This window comes from Paenibacillus typhae (assembly GCF_900099765.1).
Classification (GTDB): domain Bacteria; phylum Bacillota; class Bacilli; order Paenibacillales; family Paenibacillaceae; genus Paenibacillus_AQ; species Paenibacillus_AQ typhae.
This window is the reverse complement of sequence record NZ_FNDX01000036.1, coordinates 36,748-61,916: the sequence shown is the minus strand read 5'-3', so window position 1 is coordinate 61,916 and position 25,169 is coordinate 36,748. Positions and strand designations below refer to the sequence as shown.

25 protein-coding genes are annotated in these 25,169 nt (G+C 51.6%); 12 read left to right on the top strand and 13 right to left on the bottom strand.

Features of this window, described 5'->3' with window-relative positions:
• From BLR64_RS22480 to BLR64_RS22470, 3 genes are all read left to right on the top strand, one after another.
• Positions 1 to 293 (top strand): integrase core domain-containing protein (locus BLR64_RS22480; RefSeq protein ID WP_139172056.1); only part of this gene is annotated, 293 nt, incomplete at its 5' end.
• A 378-nt stretch (positions 294 to 671) separates the two neighbouring features.
• Positions 672 to 938 (top strand): ferritin-like domain-containing protein, encoded by a 267-nt coding sequence (locus BLR64_RS22475; RefSeq protein ID WP_244157819.1) that lies wholly within the window; start codon positions 672 to 674, stop codon positions 936 to 938.
• Positions 939 to 947: 9 nt separating this feature from the next.
• On the top strand, positions 948 to 1,619 hold the full coding sequence (locus BLR64_RS22470) for a DUF1796 family putative cysteine peptidase (RefSeq protein WP_090717747.1): 672 nt from the start codon (positions 948 to 950) through the stop codon (positions 1,617 to 1,619).
• Positions 1,620 to 1,735: 116 nt separating this feature from the next.
• Here BLR64_RS22470 and BLR64_RS22465 read toward each other — a convergent pair whose 3' ends face one another.
• On the bottom strand, positions 1,736 to 2,485 hold the full coding sequence (locus BLR64_RS22465; RefSeq protein ID WP_139172054.1) for a hypothetical protein: 750 nt from the start codon (positions 2,483 to 2,485) through the stop codon (positions 1,736 to 1,738).
• Between the two features lie 421 nt (positions 2,486 to 2,906).
• On the opposite strand from BLR64_RS22465, the gene BLR64_RS22460 reads away from it, so the two are divergent.
• Both BLR64_RS22460 and BLR64_RS22455 read left to right on the top strand, forming a co-directional pair.
• Complete coding sequence (locus tag BLR64_RS22460; RefSeq protein ID WP_068723533.1) at positions 2,907 to 3,266, top strand: P-II family nitrogen regulator; 360 nt, start codon at positions 2,907 to 2,909, stop codon at positions 3,264 to 3,266.
• 127 nt (positions 3,267 to 3,393) lie between these two features.
• A complete protein-coding gene (locus tag BLR64_RS22455) occupies positions 3,394 to 4,677 on the top strand; it encodes an ammonium transporter (RefSeq protein ID WP_090717742.1) in 1,284 nt (427 codons plus the stop codon).
• A gap of 136 nt (positions 4,678 to 4,813) precedes the next feature.
• Here BLR64_RS22455 and BLR64_RS22450 read toward each other — a convergent pair whose 3' ends face one another.
• The 8 genes from BLR64_RS22450 to BLR64_RS22415 form a co-directional block, all read right to left on the bottom strand.
• Positions 4,814 to 5,578 carry a LamB/YcsF family protein gene (locus BLR64_RS22450; protein ID WP_090717740.1) on the bottom strand — a complete coding sequence of 255 codons (765 nt, stop codon included), beginning with the start codon at positions 5,576 to 5,578 and terminating at the stop codon, positions 4,814 to 4,816.
• A 35-nt stretch (positions 5,579 to 5,613) separates the two neighbouring features.
• Positions 5,614 to 6,681: a 5-oxoprolinase subunit C family protein gene (locus BLR64_RS22445; protein WP_090717736.1), complete on the bottom strand. Its 1,068-nt coding sequence runs from the start codon at positions 6,679 to 6,681 to the stop codon at positions 5,614 to 5,616.
• A complete protein-coding gene (gene pxpB / locus BLR64_RS22440) occupies positions 6,678 to 7,463 on the bottom strand; it encodes a 5-oxoprolinase subunit PxpB (RefSeq protein ID WP_341833398.1) in 786 nt (261 codons plus the stop codon). The genes BLR64_RS22445 and pxpB overlap by 4 nt, the downstream gene beginning before the upstream one ends.
• An 80-nt stretch (positions 7,464 to 7,543) precedes the next feature.
• Positions 7,544 to 9,148, bottom strand: coding sequence for a helix-turn-helix domain-containing protein (locus tag BLR64_RS22435; RefSeq protein WP_090717733.1), 1,605 nt, complete (start codon positions 9,146 to 9,148; stop codon positions 7,544 to 7,546).
• Between the two features lie 115 nt (positions 9,149 to 9,263).
• Positions 9,264 to 10,286 carry an ABC transporter substrate-binding protein gene (locus tag BLR64_RS22430; protein WP_244157818.1) on the bottom strand — a complete coding sequence of 341 codons (1,023 nt, stop codon included), beginning with the start codon at positions 10,284 to 10,286 and terminating at the stop codon, positions 9,264 to 9,266.
• Between the two features lie 209 nt (positions 10,287 to 10,495).
• Positions 10,496 to 11,206 carry an ABC transporter permease gene (locus BLR64_RS22425; protein WP_090717730.1) on the bottom strand — a complete coding sequence of 237 codons (711 nt, stop codon included), beginning with the start codon at positions 11,204 to 11,206 and terminating at the stop codon, positions 10,496 to 10,498.
• Positions 11,203 to 12,051, bottom strand: coding sequence for an ABC transporter ATP-binding protein (locus BLR64_RS22420; protein WP_090717727.1), 849 nt, complete (start codon positions 12,049 to 12,051; stop codon positions 11,203 to 11,205). The genes BLR64_RS22425 and BLR64_RS22420 overlap by 4 nt, the downstream gene beginning before the upstream one ends.
• 130 nt (positions 12,052 to 12,181) lie before the next feature.
• Entirely contained in the window at positions 12,182 to 13,321 is a 1,140-nt protein-coding gene (locus BLR64_RS22415) for a LytTR family transcriptional regulator DNA-binding domain-containing protein (RefSeq protein WP_244157817.1), read from the bottom strand.
• 247 nt (positions 13,322 to 13,568) lie between these two features.
• On the opposite strand from BLR64_RS22415, the gene BLR64_RS22410 reads away from it, so the two are divergent.
• Both BLR64_RS22410 and BLR64_RS22405 read left to right on the top strand, forming a co-directional pair.
• The gene (locus BLR64_RS22410) at positions 13,569 to 14,672 is read left to right on the top strand and encodes a LacI family DNA-binding transcriptional regulator (RefSeq protein ID WP_244157816.1); all 1,104 of its coding nucleotides are present in this window, start codon (positions 13,569 to 13,571) and stop codon (positions 14,670 to 14,672) included.
• A gap of 105 nt (positions 14,673 to 14,777) precedes the next feature.
• Entirely contained in the window at positions 14,778 to 17,213 is a 2,436-nt protein-coding gene (locus BLR64_RS22405) for a glycoside hydrolase family 94 protein (RefSeq protein ID WP_090717722.1), read from the top strand.
• Positions 17,214 to 17,734: 521 nt separating this feature from the next.
• Here BLR64_RS22405 and BLR64_RS22400 read toward each other — a convergent pair.
• Positions 17,735 to 18,334: a hypothetical protein gene (locus BLR64_RS22400; RefSeq protein ID WP_090717720.1), complete on the bottom strand. Its 600-nt coding sequence runs from the start codon at positions 18,332 to 18,334 to the stop codon at positions 17,735 to 17,737.
• Between the two features lie 187 nt (positions 18,335 to 18,521).
• Positions 18,522 to 20,474: a glycoside hydrolase family 127 protein gene (locus BLR64_RS22395; protein WP_090717717.1), complete on the bottom strand. Its 1,953-nt coding sequence runs from the start codon at positions 20,472 to 20,474 to the stop codon at positions 18,522 to 18,524.
• A gap of 127 nt (positions 20,475 to 20,601) precedes the next feature.
• Here BLR64_RS22395 and BLR64_RS22390 point away from each other — a divergent pair, with 127 nt between their 5' ends.
• Entirely contained in the window at positions 20,602 to 21,474 is an 873-nt protein-coding gene (locus BLR64_RS22390; RefSeq protein WP_090717715.1) for a helix-turn-helix transcriptional regulator, read from the top strand.
• A 75-nt stretch (positions 21,475 to 21,549) separates the two neighbouring features.
• Here BLR64_RS22390 and BLR64_RS22385 read toward each other — a convergent pair whose 3' ends face one another.
• Positions 21,550 to 21,774, bottom strand: coding sequence for a hypothetical protein (locus BLR64_RS22385; RefSeq protein WP_090717712.1), 225 nt, complete (start codon positions 21,772 to 21,774; stop codon positions 21,550 to 21,552).
• 179 nt (positions 21,775 to 21,953) lie between these two features.
• Here BLR64_RS22385 and BLR64_RS22380 point away from each other — a divergent pair, with 179 nt between their 5' ends.
• From BLR64_RS22380 to BLR64_RS22365, 4 genes are all read left to right on the top strand, one after another.
• Positions 21,954 to 22,475 carry a DUF3231 family protein gene (locus BLR64_RS22380; RefSeq protein WP_090717710.1) on the top strand — a complete coding sequence of 174 codons (522 nt, stop codon included), beginning with the start codon at positions 21,954 to 21,956 and terminating at the stop codon, positions 22,473 to 22,475.
• 116 nt (positions 22,476 to 22,591) lie between these two features.
• The gene (locus BLR64_RS22375) at positions 22,592 to 23,173 is read left to right on the top strand and encodes a YitT family protein (protein WP_090717759.1); all 582 of its coding nucleotides are present in this window, start codon (positions 22,592 to 22,594) and stop codon (positions 23,171 to 23,173) included.
• A 145-nt stretch (positions 23,174 to 23,318) separates the two neighbouring features.
• Complete coding sequence (locus BLR64_RS22370) at positions 23,319 to 24,086, top strand: threonine/serine exporter family protein (RefSeq protein WP_082707817.1); 768 nt, start codon at positions 23,319 to 23,321, stop codon at positions 24,084 to 24,086.
• 30 nt (positions 24,087 to 24,116) lie between these two features.
• Positions 24,117 to 24,539, top strand: a complete 423-nt coding sequence (locus BLR64_RS22365; RefSeq protein ID WP_090717707.1) for a threonine/serine exporter family protein — start codon at positions 24,117 to 24,119, stop codon at positions 24,537 to 24,539.
• A 98-nt stretch (positions 24,540 to 24,637) separates the two neighbouring features.
• On the opposite strand, the gene BLR64_RS22360 is transcribed toward BLR64_RS22365, so the two are convergent.
• Positions 24,638 to 25,168, bottom strand: a complete 531-nt coding sequence (locus BLR64_RS22360; protein ID WP_090717704.1) for a GNAT family N-acetyltransferase — start codon at positions 25,166 to 25,168, stop codon at positions 24,638 to 24,640.
• Position 25,169: the final 1 nt, after the last annotated feature.

Genomic DNA, 25,169 nt, shown 5'->3' with positions numbered 1-25,169 from the left:
ATGCGTTTGCAGAGATGTGCCTGGACGAAAAGGCGCCGCTTATTCATGAACGAATTCCGCCCAAAACGCCGAATATGAACGCATATATTGAGTCTTTCCACAGCATTTTAGAGCGAGATGTATACAGTAAAATGTACTTTGAAACCTTTGAAGAAGCGTACGAGAGCGTTACCGAGTATATTCGTTTTTACAACGAGCGACGGTTTCATGGCAGTTTAAAACGATTGAGCCCCAACCAATACCATGCAGCGTGGAAAGCAGGCCAATTGGAGGAAGTAAAGATTTCACTTTAAGAAACTGCGAGAAACAGAGAATTTAAGAGAATGACTCCATAATTAAGGGGCCGAACCGCATCGATAGAGATAACACTATGTATCTTCCACTTATACAATCCTTTTTAGTAATTATACACTCAAAAATAAAACTATCATGTCGTAAATTGTATGTACTTAACATTTAATTGTCTATAAAAAATCCAGTATAAAAAATCACAAGGGACAGCACCATTTCATTCACAGATTAGGCTAGTGTGCATATGATTATCGTAAATACTTGTAATCTGGAGGCTCACACTCATGTATAGCGTTTATCCGGTGCATAGCGTTTATCCGATTCTCCGCAGTTCAACTTTTGTTCCCGTAATCCGGAATGACGAACGGACGCACAATCAAATGTTCCGGCAGATGTACAGAGAAATTACAGGACAAGAAGTGACTGGGGTCAGCAACGAAGTTCCTGAGCAGGCCGATTCGTATATTTCCGGGTTACAAAAAGCCTTTCAAGGTGAATTGTCAGCAGTTGAGAAGTACCGGAAGATATGGTTTGGCCTGCCGTATGGTGTCTATAAGGATACTTTGTACGGCATTATTCTTGATGAACAAAAGCATGCAGCAAAGTACAATAATCTGTTAATACAAAATTCAGCTGCAAAACGGTGAATACCATTTATGAATCTTCAGGATATCAAAATAGAATATGACCTCATTGTCAGCCTCGGCTCCTCCTGCGCACCTGCCATTAATTTGAGACGATATGGTCTCCGGAAGTTCTCCATGCCTCTGGACTGGATGATCTCTGCTTCGCTTAGCGATGTTACCCGCTTGATAAAAAGCCGCTTTAACCGCTTTATGGCTTTTGAAAATCTGAGCAGGCTGGATGAGACCCACTTTTATCTAAACGATGGAAATCCGGTGTATGACAGCCCGGACGGGCAGAGTCTTTCTAAATCCTATTTTATCAGGGATACTGAGTATAACATCATCTCCGCACATGATTTTCCGATAATCCCGAATGTGGATTGGCGATCCTTCTATCCGGTCTACAGGCAAAAGCTGGACCGCCGCATCACGCGCTTCTGGGCAAATCTGGTGCAGAGCACTAGCAGCCTGTTCATCCGTTGGTCTGCCAGCTACGAAGAGGTGTATGAGCTCCGGGAGATTTTATCCACATTGCTTAGAGGGAGAAGCTATACGATACTAATTCTTAACCCGGCAGAACATTTAACCGTTACCCGAGAACTGCCGTGGGGTATGGAGCATGTGTGCGCACTCGAGGTCCCGGGGGACATGAACGATTATTCGAACTGGGATTTTATTCTGAACGGGATAAGACTACAGTAAGAGTTACTCCGCTATTATAATACCCGCTTGCCTTGCTATAACCATCCATGGGGCAAAAAAGCCACTGCCGCAAACCATTGCTGACAGTGGCCTTTTACATTCTTCCGTGCTTCCCCTCACTCCTGCAGCTTATGATCGAAGAAGTCTTTTAACCCGGCTGATTGGACGGAAAAATAATTTTGGCTCCGCTTATCCGTTATTGCGGCGTAGATTTCCCGTTTGTCATATTGAACCCGGATCGACCGCTGATCGTTCTTAATCAACCTGATGTCCATTTCCGCGGCCAATGTGCGTTCAGCATACTGAATTTCATTCACCGCAGACTCAGGAATAGAATTAAGCATTTTTCTGACCTGATCCGTCTCCTCTTCATTCAGCTCGATGTAACGGTTCTCCGCAGTTTGACCGTCACTGTAGATCCACATTCCCGCCCCGGCAATATCATTTGTCCCGAGCTGCTCCCAGCCGATTGATGGTTCATTCAGCAAGCGGTCCACCGCGCTCCCGCCTGACCAGATTCCCGCCGCACCTGCGATACATACTGCAGACATTAGGGCGACGGACCCTCTGCTGATTCTCAGATAACCATACAATGTGCAAATGAAGGCTGCTGTAAGAGAAGGGATGACCAGAAAGGTCAGCAGTCCCGATTTCAGCGAATAATCAATCATAGCCTCCAGTGAAAATAAGACGGACGGGTCCTTCATATAGGAATACAGAAACGGGATGGTCAGGCTGACGATGAGGCATAACGGCACAATACTCCAATACAATCGCAGCCCGCTTTTATCATGAATGAACCGGAATATCCTGTATAGTAGTGCGGGATACAGTATAGAAGCTGCTAGCGCTAATATTACGTCCACTTTACCCCTCCCATTTTAAAACCAGAGATTAACCAAGAGAATCCTATGGTGTGCAGCTACATTCTACTCTTTAAAATATCCCCAACCAGCACAAAAACAGCTGGCGCACCTTTTTCTTGAGGATTCCACCCCAGCTCTATAGCTTGAGTAATGAAATACGCGGCTTCATTAGGTCTGACGATTTTCTGATTTAAATGCTCCGTAAGGTGATTTTTCTGCCGTCTTTTTTATTGATGGTCATGTGTAGTCCGCCTTTATTCAAGTTATTATTTAAAGAGCAATCCTGTTTAAATATATTTCGCGACACCGCTCATCTTTCCTTCTATATTCCTTACAGCTTCCGTTTTAATCAGATACCTGTGAGTGCAAATGTTGTGGTACAATTCACATTGCAGCTACACTGATTTTTTGGAGGAACGATATGAAAAAAGTTGAAGCGATCATCCGTCCTGAAAAGCTTAGGGAAGTCATCGACGCACTCCGCGCGATTGAGGTCACCGGATTCACCGTTACACAGGCCCAGGGGCGCGGCCAGCAAAAAAACACTACCGGAGTGTACAGAGGCAAATCGTATACCGTCAATCTGCACCACAAAATCAAGCTTGAAATCGTCGTGTCTGACCATAAAGTGGACGAGACGATCAAGACTATTATTGCTACGGCCCAGACCGGGGAAATGGGTGACGGCAAGATTTTTGTGCTTCCGCTGCTCGAAATGTACAATATCCGGACCGGCAAAGCAGACGAAACCATCGATGAGTTAAAACAAAGCGATATGTAGATAAGTGCAAATGAATATGGTGTTTTAGCTAAAATTGGTGTAAGTAAACATAACATTTGATGTTGACATTTTCTGCCCTCCCCTTATATCATTACTGTGTTGTATATGTGACAGGGAGGGTAACATCATGAATGCCGGAACGGATATCGCTTTAAATACGGTTTGGGTTGTGCTGGCTGCGGCTATGGTTGTGTTTATGGAGGGCGGCTTCAGCCTGCTCGAGGCGGGTTTTGTGCGGACGAAAAATGCGGTGAATGTCACCATGAAGATTTTTGTGGATCTTACCGTCGGGGTATTGGCTTTTTTTCTGGTTGGCTTCGGAATTATGTTCGGAAAGGATTTTGCCGGCCTGATCAGCTTTGATTTCTGGGGGGCTTCACAGTCTCTGAATATAGATTTAAACCTGCCGTTATCGGCTTATGTTCTGTTTCAGATCGGCTTCGCGATTGCTGCCATCTCTATCATTTCCGGGGCGGTAGCGGAGCGGATGTCTTTTAAGGCCTACATACTGGTTGCTTTATTCGTAGCAGCTATCCTGTATCCGGTCTCCGGCCACTGGGTCTGGAATCCGGAGGGCTGGCTGGCCCGCCTGGGCATGAAGGACTTCGCCGGATCGGCGGCGATCCATGCGCTCGGCGGAGCCGCAGCTTTTGCCTTTGCCAAAGTGCTCGGACCCCGTAGGGGCAGGTTCAATACGGATGGCAGCGTAAACGTATTTGCCCCAAGTAACATTCCGCTTGCTTCGGCGGGCACTTTCATTCTCTGGTTCGGCTGGTTCGGCTTCAATGCCGGAAGCACGCTGAATGCAGCGGATTCCAGCCTTTCCGTAATTGCTCTGAATACGATGCTGGCTGCAGCTGCCGGAGGTACATCGGCCATGATCTTCACCATGTTCCGCTTCGGCAAAGCTGATCCGAGCATGACCATGAACGGCGCGCTGGCCGGTCTGGTCGGCATCACTGCCGGATGTGCTTTTGTCAGCCCCTACTCCGCTATTGTGATCGGCCTGATTGCGGGTGTATTAGTTATTCTGGGTACACTGGCCATCGATAAAATGCAGGTGGACGATCCGGTAGGCGCTGTTGCGGTACACGGAATTAACGGGGCCTTCGGAACAGTCGCTGTCGGTCTTTTTGATACACAGGAAGGTCTGTTTACTACCGGGCAGTTTCACCAGCTCGGAGTACAGCTCTTAGGTGTGGTTGTTGTAATGGTGTGGGGTTTTGTCATGAGCTATGGCGCCGCCAAGCTGATTCAGCGGACTGTCGGGCTGCGCGTGAGCGCTGCCGAGGAAGAAGAAGGGCTGGACATGGCTATGCACGGTATCCCGGCATACAACGAGCTTGAACGGTTCAGCGATCAGCCCGGAATTGATGAAGCCTTGCTGCTGCGGACCGGCTCGGAGGATTAATCTGACATTATAACCGGACTTATAACACGTACAATCAAACCCTATTAAACAACCCCGCTTCGGAAATGGGCAACGGCTGCCCTTTCTGCAAGCGGGGTTTCTTATCATACTAGCATCTGATTGTATACCTGCCGGTTTATCCTCTGCGGATACGTTGCACTGCTATTCCTGCACTTTCTAAGGAGCTGCGGATCGCTGAGGCAAATGCAACGGCATGATGACCATCCCCGTGCAAGCAGATGGTTTCAGCGGTTATAGCTACATCTCTCCCGTCTGTGGAGCGGACCTTGCCCTCCTGTACCATGCTCAGAACCTGGTGCAGCGCCTGTTGTTCATCTGTCACCAGTGCATCCGGCCGGCTTCTGGGCGTTAACGCCCCGTCACTCTGGTAGGTGCGGTCGGCAAAAACCTCGCTAGCCGTGCGCAGTCCGGCTCTGTTACCGGCCCGGATCAGCTCGCTGCCGGCCAGACCGAACAGAATCAGCTCCGGCTCAATCCGGTACACAGCCTCGGCAATCGCCTCGGCCAGACCGGCGGAAGCCGCCGCCATATTGTATAACGCACCGTGCGGCTTGACATGCCGGAGCATGCCGCCTTCAGCCCGCACAAACCCCCACAAAGCCCCTACCTGGTAGACGGTAAGCTCGTAAGCTTCCCGGGGCGAGAGCTTTATTTCCCTGCGTCCGAAACCAGCAAGATCCTGCAGCCCCGGATGGGCACCAACAGCCACGTCATGTTTCAGCGCCAGCTGCACCGTCCGCGACATGATACCCGGATCACCGGCATGGAAGCCGCAGGCAATGTTAGCTGAGGTTATGTAGGGGAGGATATCTTCATCCTGCCCTATCCGGTATGCACCGAAGCTTTCGCCCATATCACAGTTCAAATCAACAGATTTCATTGGCTGTAGCCTCCAGTAAATATTTTTGCAGGCTGCTACACATGCTGCAGCACGAGCCGAAGCCGGTGCAGCTCAAGCTCCCGCTGCAGCAGCTGCTCCTGCGCTTCTCTCAGCGTGACGAGCCGGAAACGGACCCGGCTGCCTGGTGATGCCTGCGCAAGAAGCGGCAGATCAGCCGTAATCACCTGCGCCAGCTTCGGATAACCCCCGGTTGTCTGGCGGTCAGCCATCAAGATGATCGGGGCCCCTTCGGCAGGCACCTGGATCGTCCCAAAGGTGACTGCCGCTGAGGCCAGACTCTGTTCCTGTACCAGTGACAGAGGGCTGCCGGACAGACGGTAGCCCATACGGTCCGATTCCGGGAGAATCGTATACGGTTCAGACTGAAAGCGCCGGCGGCTCTCAGAGCTGAACATTTCGTACTCTTCACCTTCAATTACCCGGATGACCGGAGCTTGCGGATAATCAGGAATCATTGCCGGCACAGGATACCAGGCTGCGATCGCTGCAGCCTCCGCTCCTGAATTTCCGGCAGACCGCTCTTCAAGCTGCCTGTTATTCATCGGCTCCCTGACTACCCTTCCGGTGCCCCGTCCACGGGTCAGCCGTTCTGCCCAGGCTGCAGCCCTGCCCGAAGACGTACCGACTGGCAGCACATCGCCGGAGCGCAAAGCCCGGCCCTGATGGCCCCCGATTCCGGCTCGCAGGTAGGTTGAGCGGCTGTTCAGCTGAACCGGAACATCGATGCCTCCGGCTACGGCGAGGTAAGCCCTGCATCCTCCGGGCAGGCGCCCGAAATGCAGCCTTGCTCCCTTGGGCACATGGGCTGTCCGCCAGAGCGGCAGCGGCTGCCCGTCCAGCAGCGGCGCTAACCCGCCGCCGCAGACGGCAATAAGCGCAGGAGCAGCAAACGTAATTTCCGGACCTAGTACCGTCATTTCCAGCCCGGCTGCCTGCTCTTCATTGCCAACCAGCAGGTTGGCCATACGCATGGCATAGCTGTCCATCGCACCGCCGGCAATCACTCCGTATTGCTGATAGCCGTATCTGCCGAGATCCTGGACAGTGGTTAACAGACCCGGCTTCATGATCAGCAGACTCATAGCCTATCACCCTTCCAGGCCAAGAACTCGCTGAACGAGACCGGATAGAACCGGACGAGATCGCCGGCCTGAAGCCTTACCGGCGGAACAGCATCCGGCCTGAACAGGGCAACCGGTGTCCGGCCGATCAGCTGCCAGCCGCCAGGTGTCTCCAGCGGATAAACGCCGGTCTGATCACCCGCTATCCCGACAGAGCCTGCCGGGATAGCCAGACGCGGCGAAGGACGCCGCGGAGTGGAAAGCGACGGAGACAGCCCTCCGAGATAAGGAAAGCCCGGGGCAAAACCAAGCATATACACCAGATAATCAGCCGATGAATGAATATCAATAACCTCCTGTACCGAGAGCCCGTTATGCTGCGCTACAAATTCCAGATCAGGCCCGGTTTCACCTCCATAGAACACAGGAATGCTGACTACTCTGGGAACCGGACCGGCCTGTTCCTCAGCAAGCTGCAACATCTCCTCCAGCAGGGCAGCCACTATTGGAAACGGATAATATTCTTCTCCTTCGGAGATATACTGCGGATATGCTCTAAGGACAGCCGGCCCATCATAATATACGGCAACCGAGTGAAAGGACGGGACAAATTCAATCATCCCTGTAAAAGGAGCGGAAAACAGCCTGCTGCAAACTGCCCTGACACGGCGGTGGGTCTGCGGACTGATCGCTGCCTCAAAGATTACTGACACAGCCGAATCCCCTAACGGGATAATCCGGGGCAAGCCTTCATTCGTATGCTTTTGCATATAAAGTACCTGGTCTTCCGCCTCGTTTTCCAATGAGAACCTCCCTTTCCGCCCACATAATAATCCTTATTATAGCGGATTATCCGCAATCGAAAAATTGTGATGAACCAGCCTTATGCCAGCACCTGCAGCACATCCGCAATTTTACGCTGATGGGACATCACACCGTAATTCATCCAGGCCATAAAATCCATCTCATAGACGCAGCCGCTGCGTACAGCAGGAAGCTTCCGCCAGAACGGGGTTTCTAGCAGCTCACGGCCTTCCCCCATCTGCCGGTCAAAGGTAATAAACAGATGATCCGCCGTCAGCTGCGCCAGAGCTTCACGGCTGAGATTTACCTGCTTCCTTCCCCGGCACAGCTGGCGGACCAGGTGATGCGGCTGCAGTCCCAGATCGCGGTGCAGCACCTCTCCCGTGTAACCAAGCCCGTCACATCCGTACAGCATCATTCCGCCGGAATAAATCCGGAGCACCGCTACAGTCTGCATGCCTGCGGCACGGCTTAGCAGCTGCCTGGCATCACGCGCCTTCTGCTCATAATGGCCGATTACCTCCTGTACACGTCCCGTCAGCCCGAAAATCACTGCCGCCGACCGCAGCGTGGCACGCCAGTTCTCCTGGTGAAACGGAAGCTTGAACAGCGGTGCCACCTGACGGCATTCCTCGAGATGCCAGCGCTGGAAACCGTCGTCGAGCATAATCAGCTCCGGCGTGTAACGGAACAGGGCCTGCCAGTCGCCGGAGGAAATATCAAACGCCGGAATGTGATGAAGCCCCAGATAATCCTGCTTGCCCCAATCCGGGTGGCAATACTGTGCAACAGGCGTGATACCCAGCGCCAGCAGATAATCCTCCAGAAACGGGGCGAATATCCGTGTTCCTTCCTGGTATAGGCTCCGATACTTGCCTGGCGTAACCCCGACACTTCCTTTAAAACGCCGGCTGAAATAGTATTCATTACTATAGCCTACCGCCAGAGCAATCTCATGCAGACGGTCTTTACTCATTAGCAGCTGCTGCTGTGCACGTTCTATTCTCAGCCCGTTAAGGTATTCCAGCGGAATCTGGCCGGTCTGTTCTTTGAACAGCCTGCTAAAGCGGCTGCGCCCCAGTCCGGCAATCTCCGCCAGATCGTCAACCGTTACCGTTTCATTGAAATGCTCCTGCATATATTGTATAGAGCGCTGAACTGCTGCCTGCTCATCCTCGGGCACAGCGGCACAGGGATTGGCACGCATGAGCAGCAGCAGTAATTCCTGAAACCGGCTCTGGGCGGCAAACCGTTCAATTCCCTCCGCGCTCCGTTGGCTCTGCAGAATCGATTCCAGCAGCAGAATGATTTGCGGGAAGGGACGGCACTGTAACGGACCAGGCTGCAGCAGCCCGTCTTCAGACAAGCATTGCATAGCAAGCACCTTGTTTTCTCCAGCTGCAATAACTTCAAAATGAAGCCGGTAAAAGCTCAAGCCCTGCTCCCCCGTGCTGATCCGGTCCACTGCTCCGCGTTCAAACAGGAATCCGGCCCCCTTATCCAGCAGGCAGCGCTGTCCGTCCGTTTCAATCCAGCCCTGCCCGTCTGTGACTATAATCAGAGCCGGAACCGGAAACAAGCCGGATTGATTATTGTCTGACTTAGAACGCGTTACCGTCTCTATACTATTAAGATTGTATAACAGCTTGTAAGGGTATGTGTTATCCAATGCCCTTTCTTCCATTGCTCCGCCTCCCAACTGAGAATCATTTTCATTTATTCAGTGTAAAACAAAAAAGAAGGCCTATCAACCATGCTGATAGACCTTCTTCAATATAATTAGCCGCCAGGGGCTGACCTTATTTAACTATAGCTTTAAGCAAATCATCAAGCTTCATGGAATTGGCTGTAATGGCCCCGGACTGCCAGTGTGAACGTTCCATTTTATAGATCTTTCCGTTCTTCACTGCCGGAATGTTCTTCCAGAGCGGTCCGTCCAAAATGCTCAGGGCATCCTGATTGTCAGCCGAATCCCATTCCCCGTTATCCGGGAACACAATAATATGATCAGCGCCCAGCTCAGGAATCACCTCTTCAGAGATAATCGACTGGTATTCCGTCATCTCGGCAGCCATATCGACAGGCGTAAGCCCAAACTGGTCATAGATTACACCGGTGTAACGGTTTTTTACGCCAAACAAGGCAAATGACTTATCAGCTACATTGAGCCGGATTACGGCGACCTTTTCCTGGCCGATGGCCTGCTGGAGCTTGACTTTTCCGTCGGCTACTTTGGCGTCATATTCAGCCAGCACACTCTCCGCTTTTTCTGGCACGCCCAAGGCATCAGCAATTGCAGCAAGCATCAGCCTGGAATCCTGAAGAACTGCCTCCGGCAGCCGGTAAGTCGGTGCCACCTTGGAGTAGTTCTCATAGGCGGCCTGATCCGCACCGCCATCCAGAATGATCAGATCCGGATTCTGGTCCAGCAAAGCCTCCATGCTGCCGGTTATATCAAATTCAGGAACGTCCAGCCCGAGATAATCCTGCTTGCCCCAGCTTGGATGATACCATTGCACCACTGGTGTAACGCCAAGCGCCTTCAGATAATCCTCCACATAAATACCCGCGATCCGCTGAGGATGCGCCGGGATTTCAACATCGCCGAATTCTCCGGTGACTGTACGCGTTCCGCCTTCATCTCCGCCGGTGCTGTCTGTTGCTGCCGGTGTATTTCCATCAGGTGTGCTGCTTGCTGCCGCATTCTCTGTCTGCGAAGCATTTCCGCTGGCTGCGTTGTCATTTGTTCCGCAGGCTGCCAGAACCGCCATCACCATTATGAGCATAGCTGCCCAGATATATTTCTGACCCCGTTGTACCATTGAACTCTCCACTCCCGACATTGTTGTAATTGATTATCATTCTCAATAATCATATTCTCAATACTAGCATGCCTGGGCGAAGTTTCAATGCACTTTCTCGGCGGATTTTTTATACAAACTCATTTATTTAAGCATTACTCAGCAACAGACAGAGACAGCCGTAACCAAAATGCAGGTCACAGACTGCCTCTCTATTAACCTCATATGCTCTATTCATCAACCATCCGCTTCTTATAAACATAGGCGGCAACCGCATGAATCACGAGCACCCATGCCAGGATGACCAGCAGATGCAGCAGCGTATCGCCCAGTCCGGCCCCCGTCTCAACACGGTCCGCCAGCTCCAGCAATTGAAGGTTCGGCATATATTCTACTACGGCCAGCACCGGATACTTCTCAATCAGCGGGATAAGCAGAGAGCCTGAGGTGAAGATAAGCATAACCGGTACGATAACTACGGATGCTTCCATAACCGATTTGGTAAACAATCCGATCAGCGTGCCTAGTCCAACATAGAACACGGCGGATAACAAAAGCGCAATAGCAATCACTGCCATATTCCGGGGATTATAGTTACTAAGCAGAATTGATCCGGTGACGACTACCGCTGTCGCAATAAAGCTCAGCAGGCTTTTTCCGCAAAAGATTTCCATCGTACTGGCTGGAGACAGCATCAGTCCGCGCAGCGTATTCTTCTCCTTCTCCTCAGCAATCAGTGCGGATTGGACATAGGTAGCGACAAGGATAAAACCCATATTAATAACTATATAGTAGGAACTAATTGTGCCCATCCCCATGCGTCCGAACAAAGCAGCCATCAGTAGCGGCATGAACAAGGTAGTTGTTACATACAGATTGCGCGACAGGTCTTTATAATCCTTTTGCAAAATAGCAAATATTCTTCTTGCTGAAAATGTCATGCCAGCTTCCTCCCTGTCACTTCTACAAATATATCGCCTAACGTCGGATGATTCGATTGCACGGATACAAGCTGGCCCGTGCTCATATAGCGGAACATCTGGTCAGCACCTTCAGGTCCCTTCGGTACAATGACCATACTGCCGTCGGCTAACTCGACCGTCAGAGTGGGCTCTCCCCGCTGCTGGCGCAGCTTTTTGGGACTGTCCAGCAGCCTGATTTCCCCGTTGTTCAGGAACGCAACCCGGTCGCATAACGCCTCGGCCTCGTTCATATCATGCGTAGTCAGGAAAATCGTCGTACCCTTTTCTTTTAAATGAAGAAGTCCGTCGTGAATGTGCTTCGTATTAACCGGATCAAGCGCCGAAGTCGGCTCGTCCAGGAACAGCAGCTCCGGCTCATGCAGAAATGCCCTGGCCAGGGTAATCCGCTGCAGCATTCCTTTGGACAGCTTGGAAACTGCCTTCCTCTCTTCACCCGCCAGATTGACCATCCGCAGCACTTCACCAATCCTTTGATAAGGCACCCCGTAAAGATCGCAGTACAGCTTCAGATTATCGTAGACATTCAGCCTTCCGTACAAGGCGGTGTTGTCTGTGACGATTCCGACCTTTTGCCGGTACTTCTCGGACTTTAACTGTTCAGTGCTGACTCCAAACGCATATGCGCTTCCGGCTGTCGGCTTGAGCTGGGCAGTCAAGATTTTAATAGTAGTTGTTTTGCCGGAGCCGCTGGGGCCAAGGAAGCCGAATATCTCTCCTCTTTTTACATTGAATGTGACATCCTTCAGCGCCCTGGAAGCTCCAAATGCTTTCTGTAATGAAGTGACTTCAATAATGTTCTCCATCGCCTGCTCATCCTCCGCCCTTCTGTTGTCTATGTCCAAATCGTACGGCAAACGCTGCAGCAGCGCATTAAAATCACCGTGAACGGAGCACAAAAGAGCGCGAATGGAGCATATGTATACCTGAATGGAGCTATTTCAGCCCCATCATTTCCTTTAATTCGGCCATTTTGGTCTTGGACAAGGGTACCGAGGTCTTCGCTGTATCATCAAGCACAAGACTATAGCTGTTGCGGGTGAATGTGATGACTTCCCGGACCTTCTGGAGATTAACAAGATAGGAACGGTGGCAGCGGAAAAATCCGTAGGAATGCAGACGCTCCTCCAGTTCATTAATTTTAAAGGCTGTCGGATAGAGCTCACCGCCGATCGAGAGCCGGGTCTGTCCGTCACTGCTTTCCACATAGTCTATTTCCGGCGGGTTGAACAGAATGATTTTGTCGTTCATGCGGGTCGGGATTTTTTCAAAACGGAACAGCTGGAGCGTCTGCCCGGCTTCATCCGGCAATTCGTCCTCTGTTGACATTTCAGAATCCGGGTGACCGCCCTCCTCCGGCAATGGTTCTGCTTCATCCGCAGACTGTCTGTATGTATCCGCATCCTGCTCACTTACCGCTGACCCGGTTGACGATTCCTCTCCAGCTTGTATATCAAAAGCCTGCAGTCCCTTTTCATCCAGCCTGTACACCTGATTCGTCACACTGAGCGCCGTTTCCATGTTACCGGTTATAATCAGAACGGCTTTGCCGCTTTCGCACACCTGCTGCACTAACCTCCGGAATACGAGCTTCGTTTCATTATCGACATTCTGGTCCGGCTCCTCACAGATCAGCAGCTGCGGGTCCTGGATAATCAGCCGGGCATATTGCACCCTTTTTCGCTCGGAATGGCTCAGTGCGGATAGCCGTACACCAGCCTTGGTATCGAGTCTTACCATCCGGATTATCTCATCCACCGGCCGGCCGGAGCCATACAGCTTGCTATAAAAGCGCAGGTTCTCTTTTACCGTCAATCTCGTATAGTGACCTTCCTCCAGCAGCAAAAATCCGGTATCCGGCGCCGCCTCTCTGATGCGTCCTGTATATATATGACCGTTAATGCAGATCTCACCTCCAGTAACAGGCAGTTTGCCTGTAAGCATTCCCAGAAGCACCGACCTTACGTTCATGCCTGTATGCAGCGCGACCGCCTCATGGCGGGTTAATTCCATTGTAAATGCGGGAAATACAACGGAATGCTCGGAATAACTTTCTAATTGTCTGATTGCCAGCACCGTCACTTCATCACCTGACCCGTTTGTTTATCGTTTTGCTGCCAAATCTTTCATTTTCTGAATCTCTTCTATAATAGTAGCGTCTGTTCACTTCTTTTTCAAAAAGAGAATTGCAAATAGAGGATTGATTTCCGGAACATTATATTTTACAATGAACTCATAAACGCGCGTTTACAAGTAGAACAACTACCCCGTCCTTAACCGGTCGGTAGCTGTTTCCGCTTGAAATACGAGGACATTCATCTTAATGGATACATATCAGGTCCTTGTATTCTGGCAAAAAGGGGGCAATATGCGCAGCGAAGATATAGCGAGGCTCGCAGGGGTATCCCGGAGCACGGTGTCCCGTGTGATCAACAATTATTCCAATGTGCCTGAAGAGACGCGGGCCAAGGTGCTGAAGGTTATTGAGCAGCATCAGTATGAGCCCAACAGCTTTGCCCGGGCTTTGGCCGGCAAGAAAACCGATACGATCGGACTTTTTGCCATCAGCATGAACGAGAAGGAGAATACGACCCGGATCTACCAGAACAACTACTTTGCGCCCTTCGTCGATGCTGTTGTCGACACGGCGAATGCCAGAGGCTGTTATGTGCTGATCCACACCGTCTACTCCCCGGATGATTTCCTGAAGGTCAAGCAGGCTTTTCTGCAGAAACGGATTGACGGCGGCATTATCGTCGGCACCCAGAAGGACATTGATATCGTGCGGGAAATGGTTGGTCTGGACTCCCCGCTTGTGCTGATTGACTATGATATTTCGGAGATCATGGCCGAGCACCTGGACCGCAATCATCTGGCTATCGTTAATTCCAAGGATTATGAGGGCACGGTTGAAGCCATTGAGCATCTGATTGGACTTGGCCACAAGGAAATCGGCATGATTTGCGGACGGATGAACACTTATTCCGGCAGGGAACGTTACATGGCCTATGCGGATACGCTGAAGCGCCACGGGTTAACTCCAAATGAGCAGTTTGTTCTTCAGGGTGATTTTTTGAAGGAGAAGGCTTATGAAGAGGTTAAGAGGCTGATTGCTTCAGGCAGTCCGCTGCCGACCGCTTTTTTCTCCTCTAACGACGATATGGCGATTTCCGCTATGGAAGCGTTCGCTGAACACGGTATTTCCGTGCCTGAGGACATCTCCATTGCCGGATTCGATGACGTGCAGCTCGCTGCCCGCATTCATCCCAAGCTGACCTCTGTGCGCCTGCCGATTTATGAAATGTCCAAGGCAGCCGTCGAGAAGGTCATTGAGCTCTGTGATTCGCAGCAGCCGACCTTCAGCACCATCAGCTTTCCGGCCAGGCTGGTCGAAAGAGATTCCTGTCAGCCTCCGAAAGCAACTTAAAGAGCATATAATATCTGATTTTTCAGGAGAAACTCCCTTTGCCCCGAGGGAATTTTTTCTGACTCCCGTAAACGCGCGTTCACAATCGAAAGGAGACTCTCCTAAATGAAATTCGGAACTTTTGACGACACTCGCAAAGAGTACGTAATCAACACCCCAAAAACACCTTATCCATGGATCAACTACCTCGGTAACGAGCAATTTTTCGGTCTTATTTCCAATACTGCCGGCGGTTACACGTTCTACCGTGATGCCCGTATGAGAAGACTTACCCGTTACCGGTATAACAATATTCCGCTGGACAACGGCGGCCGCTACTACTACCTGCATGACGATGGTGATTTCTGGACTCCGGGCTGGATGCCGGTTAAGCGTGATCTTGATTTCTACGAATGCCGCCACGGTCTCGGCTACACTTCCATCACCGGTGAGCGTAACGGCATTTCCGTTAACCAGCTTGCTTTTGTACCGATGGGCCACAATGCCGAAGTTCACCGTCTGATTGTCAAGAACACAGGCGATGTGAAGAAAACCGTTAAGCTGTTCTCCTTTGCCGAGTTCTGTCTGTGGAATGCCCATGATGATATGACCAACTTCCAGCGCAATCTGAGCATTGGCGAAGTTGAAGTCAAGGATTCCGTTATCTATCACAAAACCGAATACCGTGAGCGCAGAAACCACTACGCGTTCTACTCTGTTAACCAACCGCTGGCCGGCTTCGACACTGACCGTGAATCCTTCCTCGGCATGTTCAACGGACTGGACAACCCTGCGGTGGTCGCTTCCGGACAGGCAAGCAACTCCGTAGCCTCCGGCTGGTCGCCAATCGGCTCCCACGCTCTGGATATTACGCTCGAACCGGGCGAACAGCAGTCCCTTATCTTCGTACTCGGCTATATCGAGAACCCGGAAGATGAGAAATGGGAAGCACTGAATGTCATCAACAAAAAACCGGCACAGGCTGTTATCGATCAGTTCGCCACAGATGAGCAGGTTGACGCTGCACTTGCTGTTCTGGCTGCACACTGGGATAACCTGCTGTCCAAATACCAGATCCAGAGCGGTGACGACAAGCTGAACCGGATGGTTAACATCTGGAATCCGTATCAGTGTATGGTTACGTTCAACATGTCCCGTTCCGCCTCCTACTTCGAATCGGGGATCGGCCGCGGTATGGGCTTCCGCGATTCCAACCAGGACTTGCTCGGCTTCGTTCACCAGATTCCTGAGCGCGCCAGAGAGCGTATTCTCGACATCGCTGCTACCCAATTCCCTGACGGCAGCGCGTATCACCAGTACCAGCCGCTTACCAAAAAGGGCAACAACGAGGTCGGCTCCGGCTTCAATGATGATCCGCTCTGGCTGATCTCGGGAACAGCTGCTTACATCAAGGAAACCGGCGACTATTCGATTCTTGATGAGCAGGTTCCTTTTGACAGCAATCCGGACCACACTGCTACCCTGTTCGAGCACTTGAAGCTGTCCTTTGAGCATGTTACCAACAACCTCGGACCTCACGGCCTGCCGCTGATCGGCCGCGCGGACTGGAATGACTGCCTCAACCTGAACTGCTTCTCCACCGTTCCGGGTGAATCGTTCCAGACTACTGAGAATATCGCAGGCGGTACAGCAGAATCCGTGTTCATCGCCGGACTATTCGTCTTCGTTGGACCGGACTATGCCGAAATCTGCCGCCTGCGCGGACTTGACGATCTGGCTGCAGACGCAGTTGCGAAGATCGACAACATGCGTGAAATCACGCTGACTCACGGCTTCGACGGAGACTGGTTCCTGCGCGCTTACGACCACTATGGCGATAAGATCGGCAGCAACGAAAACGAAGAAGGCAAAATCTTCATCGAACCGCAGGGTATGTGCGTTATGGCCGGCATCGGCGTTGAAGGCGGCCAGGCAGCCAAAGCTCTGACTTCTGTAGAAGAGCACCTGGATACTGAATACGGTATCGTATTGCAGCAGCCAGCTTACTCCAAGTACTATCTGAACCTTGGTGAAATTTCCACGTACCCTCCGGGCTACAAGGAAAATGCCGGTATTTTCTGCCACAATAACCCATGGATCATGATCGCTGAAACTGTGCTTGGACACGGGGACAGAGCGTTCGAAATCTACAAAAAAATCGCTCCGGCCTACCTGGAGGACATCAGTGAAGTACACCGCATGGAGCCTTATGTGTACTCCCAGATGATCGCCGGTAAAGACGCTGTGCGTCACGGTGAAGCGAAGAACTCCTGGCTGACAGGTACAGCTGCATGGAACTATGTAGCGATTACCCAGTCGATCCTTGGTATCCAGGCTGATTTTGCCGGTCTGAAGGTAGATCCTTGTATTCCTGCCGAGTGGGATGGCTTCGAAATCACCCGGGTCTTCCGCGGCGACACTTATGTCATCACGATCAAGAACCCGAACCATGTGTCCAAGGGCGTTGCCAGCCTGACTCTCGACGGCGCTGCTGTTGATGGCAACATCATTACTCCTGTGGGCGACGGCGCTGTGCACCAGGTTGTTGTAGAGCTTGGTTAATTAGACGCTTAGGCGGATTTAGTATGTAAAATAACCCGGTTACCCGCAGATGCGGTGTAACCGGGTTATTCTTTGTGTGCTGGCGGGTTCATAATTGCTGGGAGTTTTATGTTACCGGGAGTAACGTGCGAGTAAGCCGGTTACCTGCAGTTTATGCAACTAAATCCGGTAAATCGTTGCCTTTGTGCGCTTTAAGTGTATTCCGTGCAACTAAAACAGGCAGGATAGCCTAATTCAGAGATTTTCAGTGCTTTTAAGTGTACAAAGTGCAGCTATACACCATTTCCGCAAAAAAACAGATGCTTTAGTTGTACAAAGTACAGTTAAACACATTAGTCATGATAGCTGAGAGCCGCTTCACAGTCTGGTTAGAAGGATAAGGCCACGGCGTGGAGTAGTGCATTTTTTACAGCATCAAAGATAAGACGTTACTAAAAATTGAAGTATGCTCTAACAGTATCCTATGAGCAGGACACTAAAGTATCTTCTATTAGCTAAGCAATCGAACATTCCCCGCCAGATCAATCAATCGTAACCAGTCCCCACTTCCCTTCCTTGCTCTGCATGAACCAGTAATTCGGGCTGTCTGACCTCTCTTCACCGTCAGCGGTAATCCAGATGTAATTCACATTCATCACTACTCTGCCTTCCGGCTGGTTAGAGATGTAATCCACTCCGGTGAAGGTAATTCCTCCTCCGGTCTTGAAGCCGTACTCATTCGCCTTGGCCAGATCAGGCGTTGTAAAGGCTCTGTTGAACTGCTTAAGATCCTCATTGATGATCCCCTCAAGTGCGTCCTTCAGGCTCGTCTTAATCTCATCATTTACGATCGGATCAGAGATAGCATCAATGTCAAAAGCAATCTCCCTTTTATATTCCGCTGAATCCGCCGCCGGCGTTACCGCCGTTTCCTGTACGGCAGACGGTTCCGGGCTGGCGGCTGCTGCAGACTGGGCTGCTGCTGCCTGCGGATCAGCAGTCTCAGCCGGCTGCGGAGTCCCTTCCTGCAGCTGCGCTGCTTCTCCGGCCTGTCCGTCTGCGCCGTCCAGCTGTCCGTTGTTTCCGCAGCCTGCCAGCAGCAGGGCTGCAAGCACAGGCAGCACTATATAAAAACGTCTCATAAGTATCCTCCTTAAAGCCGGATACTTATGAGACGCCCACGCCGAGCAAAAAGTTGCTGTCTAACACATGCTCCTGCTGCTCTGCCCTTCCGTCCGCTCGCTGCCCAAAGTAATGATTAGCTGCCTAATCCACTTCCCTGGACAACCACTGTCTGGCAGGCTCAGCTTATCAGCTGCATTTCAGGCATTAATCCCGGATCCATACCTTCATTTCGCCGCTGCCGCGGTTGCCCCACAGGTAATATGGAATAGCCGTAATCTCAACAGGCTTGGTCTCAGCTTTAGTACTGCCGTATAATTCACCGTTCCAGCTCGCCTCGTCTACCCGGAAGCCGCCTGTCTTCACAATGACGGCTCCCCCAAGCAGCGAAGCATCGAAGCTCTCCGAGAACGCTCCGGCTCCATTCAATGACAGGGAGCTGAGCGTCGCGCCATTGTCCGCTTCCTCCAGACAATAGACCAGCGGTCCCCGCTGAATGGCTGTCTGTCCGGCATCCGCGCGCAGCTTCGGATTGGCATAGATACGGCTAGCCTGCATCGGAAGGTTCAGCCCGATGACATCCCCTGCGTTCCATACGCGGCGGATGACAGCATACCCTTGCTCCAGCTCAGCAGCGGTATCTACCGCTTCACCGTTCACTGTCAGCTCAAAGCCTTTGCTCCAGGAAGGAATCCGCACCGCAATGCCGAACGCCGCAGCCGCATCCGGCTCTACCTTTAATTGCACTTTACCCTCCCAAGGGTAATTGCTCTGCTGGCTCACAGAAACCTCCTGTCCGCCAAGTGTAAAGACGGATTCATTGCCGATATAAAGGTTCGTATACAGAGTGTCTTCGTGCACAGTATAAATGTACTGATTCAGTGATGTGAGCAGACGCGCCACATTAGGCGGGCAGCAGGCACAGCCGAACCAGCCCTGGCGCTCTGCTTTGACATGATGCTTGCCCGGATTGCAGCTGCAGGCCTGCGGCCATACTTCCAGAGGATTGACATAGAAGTAGTGCTTGCCGTCCTGGGCCATGGAGCCAAGCACATTGTTATACAGCGCACGTTCCATTACATCTGCATATTTGGCATCGGGTTCAAGCTCCAGCATCCGCTTTGCAAAAAAGATCAGGCCGATGGAGGCGCAGGTCTCCGCATAAACCGTGTCGTTAGGCAGATCGTAGTCAAAGGTGAACGCTTCCCCGTGATGGGTAGAGCCGATCCCGCCGGTAATATACATTTGCTTCTGCGTCATGTTCTGCCACAGCCGTTCGCAGGCCTGGCGCAGCCCAGCGTCACCGGTGAGTGCTGCTAAATCTGCCATAGCAGTATACATATAGACTGCCCGGACCGAATGACCTACGGCTATACTCTGCTCGCGGACCGGAAGATGCGCCTGAAAATAGGCCAGATCCGTCTTGTCCGTCTTACCGCTCCAGTGGGTAACCTGCCCCCGGTCCTCCCACTCCTTGCGCAGGAAGTTAGGCTCCTGTCCCCGCTGGTCAATGAAAAAGCTGCTGAGCTCGAGATATTTCTGCTCACCGGTTAGCCGGTATAGCTTCACCAGCGCCAGCTCAATCTCCTGATGCCCGTCATATCCTTTAAGCTTGCCCTCTTCGGGTCCAAATACGGAAGCGATGTGATCAACCAGCTTGCGGACAATGTTCAGCAGCTTGTCTTTGCCGGTTGCTTCATAATAAGCAACTGCAGCTTCAATAAAATGGCCTGCACAATACAGCTCATGGCAGTCCTGCAGGTTGGTCCAGCGTTTGCCGGGTTCTTTAATGATAAAATAAGTATCCAGATAACCGTCCGGCTGCTGCGCTGCACCGACCAGCTCGATCACCTCATCCGCCCGGCGCTCCAGCTCCAGATCACGTTTGATACTCAGGGAATAACCGACGGCCTCCAGCCATTTGGCCACGTCACTGTCCTGGAATACCCAGCCCTTAAATTCACCGGTCCGTCTGCCGGCAGCGATTTCAAAATTGGCAATGGCATGGCTCGGCTCCGCTTCCGGCACACGGTCATGCAGCGCTTCATATTGATACGGGATCACAACATCCTGAACCAGCCTGATATAGTGTCCCCAGAATTCATCTTTGATTGAGGTTTTGCCCTGCAATGTATTCTTTGTCTGCGTTATTTTGTTCATTTTATTCTTCCCTCCGCTAATTATTTCTCCTCGCTAATTGCCATTATAGAGGGTAAAATAAAACAAAAACAGGATCAGAAGCAACCCTGTTTTTGTACTATTTCACACTAAGAAAAGGGGCAGTCCGATGACAACCTTACCTTCATATATTCACATGGCGGCACCGCCGTTCCCTTATTTTCTGGAATGTGACCGGACTGTCTATCAGCGTGGTGACCAGCACCCGAACCGCAGGGCAATGGGCAAATTCGACCTGATTTTTGTCGAGGAAGGGTGTCTGTATATCGGGGAAGAGCACAAGCAATGGGCTGTGCCCGCTGGCCATAGCCTGCTGCTGCTGCCGGACCGTTATCACTATTCGGCCAAACCCTGCGAGGAGCAGACTACGTTTTTCTGGGTTCACTTTCACACTGTCGGAGAATGGGCCGAAGCAGAGGGCGAGCCGGTCTTTGCTGACCGCGACGCCCATTTCAGCCAGTTCCTTACCCATCCTTATACGATCCGGGTGCCGCAGTTTGGCGCATTGCCCGATCCGTTTGAGCGGAGCGGACAGGCTGAGCTGCTGATCCAGCTGAACCGGGCCAGACGTTCAAGCGCAGTATGGCAGCAGCAGCGGATATTCGAAGAAATGCTGCGGATGCTGGATCTGGCCCAGCAGGATACCGCCGGCAGCCATGCCGTGGAGATCGCAGAGCAGACGGAGGCTTACATCCGCAATCATTATGCCGAACCGCTGACTAACAATGTCCTGGCAGAGGAGCTTCATTTTCACTACAATTATCTGGCCCGCTGTATGAAGCGCGTATACGGCCTGACACCAATGGAATATTTGACCGACTACCGGCTGGAGCAGGCCAAGCTCCTCCTGCTGAAGACCGAAATTTCTGTTGCCGGCATTGCTGAACGGGCCGGATTTGAGAGCACAGCCTACTTCTCGCGGCGCTTTACCCGCAAGGTCGGCATCTCTCCGCTGCGCTACCGCAAGCGATATTCACGATAGCAGCATAATACCCCCATACCAGGCATCTGAGTATGTGCAGACGCCAGTAATGGGGGTATATAAAAGTTGCGTAGCTTATGATTGTCCTATATCAGCCGGATAAGCACGAAATTCATACAGCTCCCGGCAGTAAGATAAACCGCCTATTCTCACAGAGTTCGGCGTGTATTCCCTGATCCGGTCACCATCCTCCAGAATATCATCCTCATATTCCTTAACAGCTACTGCAACCGGTATCTCTGATAAGGCGGCTGCCAGAAGATCCAGATCGCTCTGCAGCACTTTGTATGTATAATCCATCCGCTGTTCACCTGCTTTATTTAAAATTCATATTATCCGTAATCATTACTATTAATATAGTCGTTTTTATGGCTGGCTGCAAGTTTTATTTGTTCGTTTATTATGGTTTTGTATAAAACAAGCTATGCCGGACAACCTAAAGCCACGTTCCTAATTATATAAGATAAGGAGATGTGCATATGTCAGGAGTGCTCAGCGGCAGCCCGAAGGAAGAGCCGCTTCATTACGGGGAAATATTTGGCCTTTGGCAATTTTCCGCCTCAGCCAAAATGGCATTATCCGCTTTTCAGACCTTCCATTATCATGCCGGAGACAGAGAGCTGAAAGAAATTATTGATGACTTTATCGATCAGGTGCACCGGGAAATCAAAGCATGTGACAAGCTGCTGAAGGTGAACGGCTTCATGGCGCCTCCGCAGCTGCCTGACCGTCCATCGGCAAGGCTCGAAGACATTCCGGCCGGGGCCAGATTTACTGACCCGGAAATTGCAGCAGCATTATCCGCCTCTGCTGCTGCAGGATTGGTTGTATGCAGCCAGGCTGCGGGTATGTCAATCCGCGAGGATCTCGGAGCCATGTACATGAAGTTCCATTCGCAAATGACCGTACTGGGGCTTGCACTGCTCCATCTGAACAAAAAGAAAGGCTGGCTGGTGCCGCCGCCGCTTCAGCTTAAGTCACGGGAGCCTGTGCCCGTCTGAATATGAAACCTGTCACTTGATAATCCTGCGCAAGCAGGATTTTTTGTATTATGGCTATTTTTTTCCAGCTTTCCGCATATTCATTAAGACATGCCTTATTTGTGGAGATGTTGAATATGCGCTCATTTTTACGGTTTGCCGTTATTCTGCTGGGAAGCCTGCTGATTGCAGCCGCAACCAACTTTTTTCTGGTCCCCTACAAAATACTGGATGGCGGAGTAATCGGCATTGCCTTGATTATTAATTACATAGCCGGCATCAAAATCGGACTGGCTGTTATCTGCTGCAGCCTCCCCATCTTCCTGCTCGCCTGGCTAAAAGAGCGGGATATTTTTTACAACAGCATAGCCGGCCTCCTGGCTTCATCCTTTTTGATTGAGCTGCTCGCACCGCTTCAGTATTATTTTTTGTATTACATCGAGATCGGCTCCATCTCCAGCGCAATCATCGGCGGCTTTCTTATGGGCAGCGGTCTCGGGCTTATGCTGCGCTATAAAGCCAGTACAGGCGGGACAGATCTGCTGGCCAAGTTTATGAGAAGGTATATTCCGCTTAATGTTGGGGTGCTTATTTTTCTGAGCGATATTGTGATTATCGGGGCGGGCGGGCTTCTGATTTCCAAGGAAACCTTCTTCCACTCCCTTCTCACCATTATAGCCGGGGGCGTTGCAACGGGGTTATGGACTCTGGATGATTGAATGACCGGGGTCACTCCAACAAAATAAATCAAAATTGTTCCGTTAAAATTCATCTTTTTTCTGATGGGGATGATTAAGGGTTGATCTTTTTCGGAATTGCGGCGACAATCGGATATATAACATTCCAGGGGAGGATCTAACGAAGTTGGATAGCACTAGCAACATCAGCAACACTTCCGCGCATGACATCGTCGACCTGTGCCTGCTGGCCGGTAAAATCATGCTGCAAAGCGGGGCGGAAACCTACCGTGTGGAAGATACCATGTCCCGGATGGCTGCAGCCTTGGGATTTCCGGGAGCCCACAGCTATGTGACCCCGACGGTTATCATGTTCACAACAAGCAGAACAGAGCCGGTGAAGCTGTTCCGGATTGCGGAACGGACTACCGATCTGAAGAAAGTATCGGAGGTTAACGATATTTCCCGCCGGCTCAGTGAGCGCCAGCTGACAGCAGCTGAAGCCCGCGAACGCCTTGGGGCCGTGGATGACGCTGCCCATGCCTATCCGGCCTGGATGCAGATCGCAGCTGCTGCCGTGACCGGCTCCTGCTTCACTGTAATGTTCAAGGGCAGCCTCTGGGACGCGCTCCCGGCCCTGCTGGTTTCCGCACTGGGCTTTGCTGCAGCAACCTGGCTGCACCGGCTTGTCCAGATCCGGTTCTTCGCCGAGTTCTCCGCCTCCTTTCTGATCGGCCTGCTGGCTTTCCTGTCGGTCAGAGCCGGAATCGGCCAGGAAATGGACAAGATTATTATCGGCTCGGTAATGCCGCTTGTTCCCGGTCTGCTTATTACGAACGCAGTCCGCGATCTGATGGCCGGCCATCTGGTTTCAGGCCTGTCCAAGGGGGCTGACGCCTTCCTGACCGCGTTCGCCATCGGAACCGGCATCGGCCTTGTGCTGTCGCTTTTCTAAAATATACGGGGTGAAAGAGGTCTATCGTTCATGATTCTGCAATTCGTTACCAGCTTTTTCGCAGCTGCCGCCTTCTGCATCCTGTTCAATGCACCGGCACGGGCGCTCCTGCAATGCGGGTTCGCCGGAATGATTGGCTGGGTGCTGTATCTGGAGCTGGACAAGCAGCTCGATACAGTGGTCGCCACCTTCCTGGCTACTGTCGTTGTCGGGGTAATCAGCCAGTTCTTTGCCCGCACCTACAAAATGCCGGTCATCATCTTCAGCGTGGGCGGAATCATTCCGCTCGTCCCCGGTGGGCTGGCGTATGATGCCATGCGCAAGTTTGTAGAGAACGACAATAATCAGGCGATTCAATACGGTGTACAGGCGCTGCTGCTCTCTGGCGCGATCGCTACCGGTCTGGTGCTCAGCGAGGTGCTGGGCCAAATGTTCCGCCGGAGAAGGATATAGATACATGCAAATAAGTCCGCCTGCAGGCAGGGAATACTCCCCGGCATCAGGCGGACTTTATTCGGGTTAGCTGCCTAAAGGGCTGCTACTGCTTCCGGTCAGATCGAAGCCTGCCCTATAATCTTCTGATAGCTGGCGATATCCAGCCATCTGCCAAACTTATGGCCGATTTCTCTGAACAAGGCACTCTGCTCATAGCCGTGTCTTGTGAACAAGCGGCGGCTGGGCTCATTATCTGCGCAGACGGTGGCGACCAGCACGTGGAACCTGAGTTCGGCCGCTTTTTGCTCAATAAACTTTAGCGCTTGACCGCCTATGCCCTGTCCGCCGACCCCCGGCTGCAGATAGATGCTGATCTCACCGGATGTATCATAGGCCTGCTTGTTCTTATGTCTGGCAATAAGCACATAACCGGCCAGGCTGCCATCCTGCAGGATGGCATATGATTTATAGCGCGGATCACCGCTTAACACCGACTGTCTCATTTCCTCCAGCGTCTGAGGCTCAGTATGAAACGAAATGGTCGTATTCAGCACATAATAATTATAAATATCCAGCACACCGGCCAGATGCTCCTCACTGATCTCCTCAAAAGCCAGACCACCCGCTGCGATTGCTCTTTCCCCCACA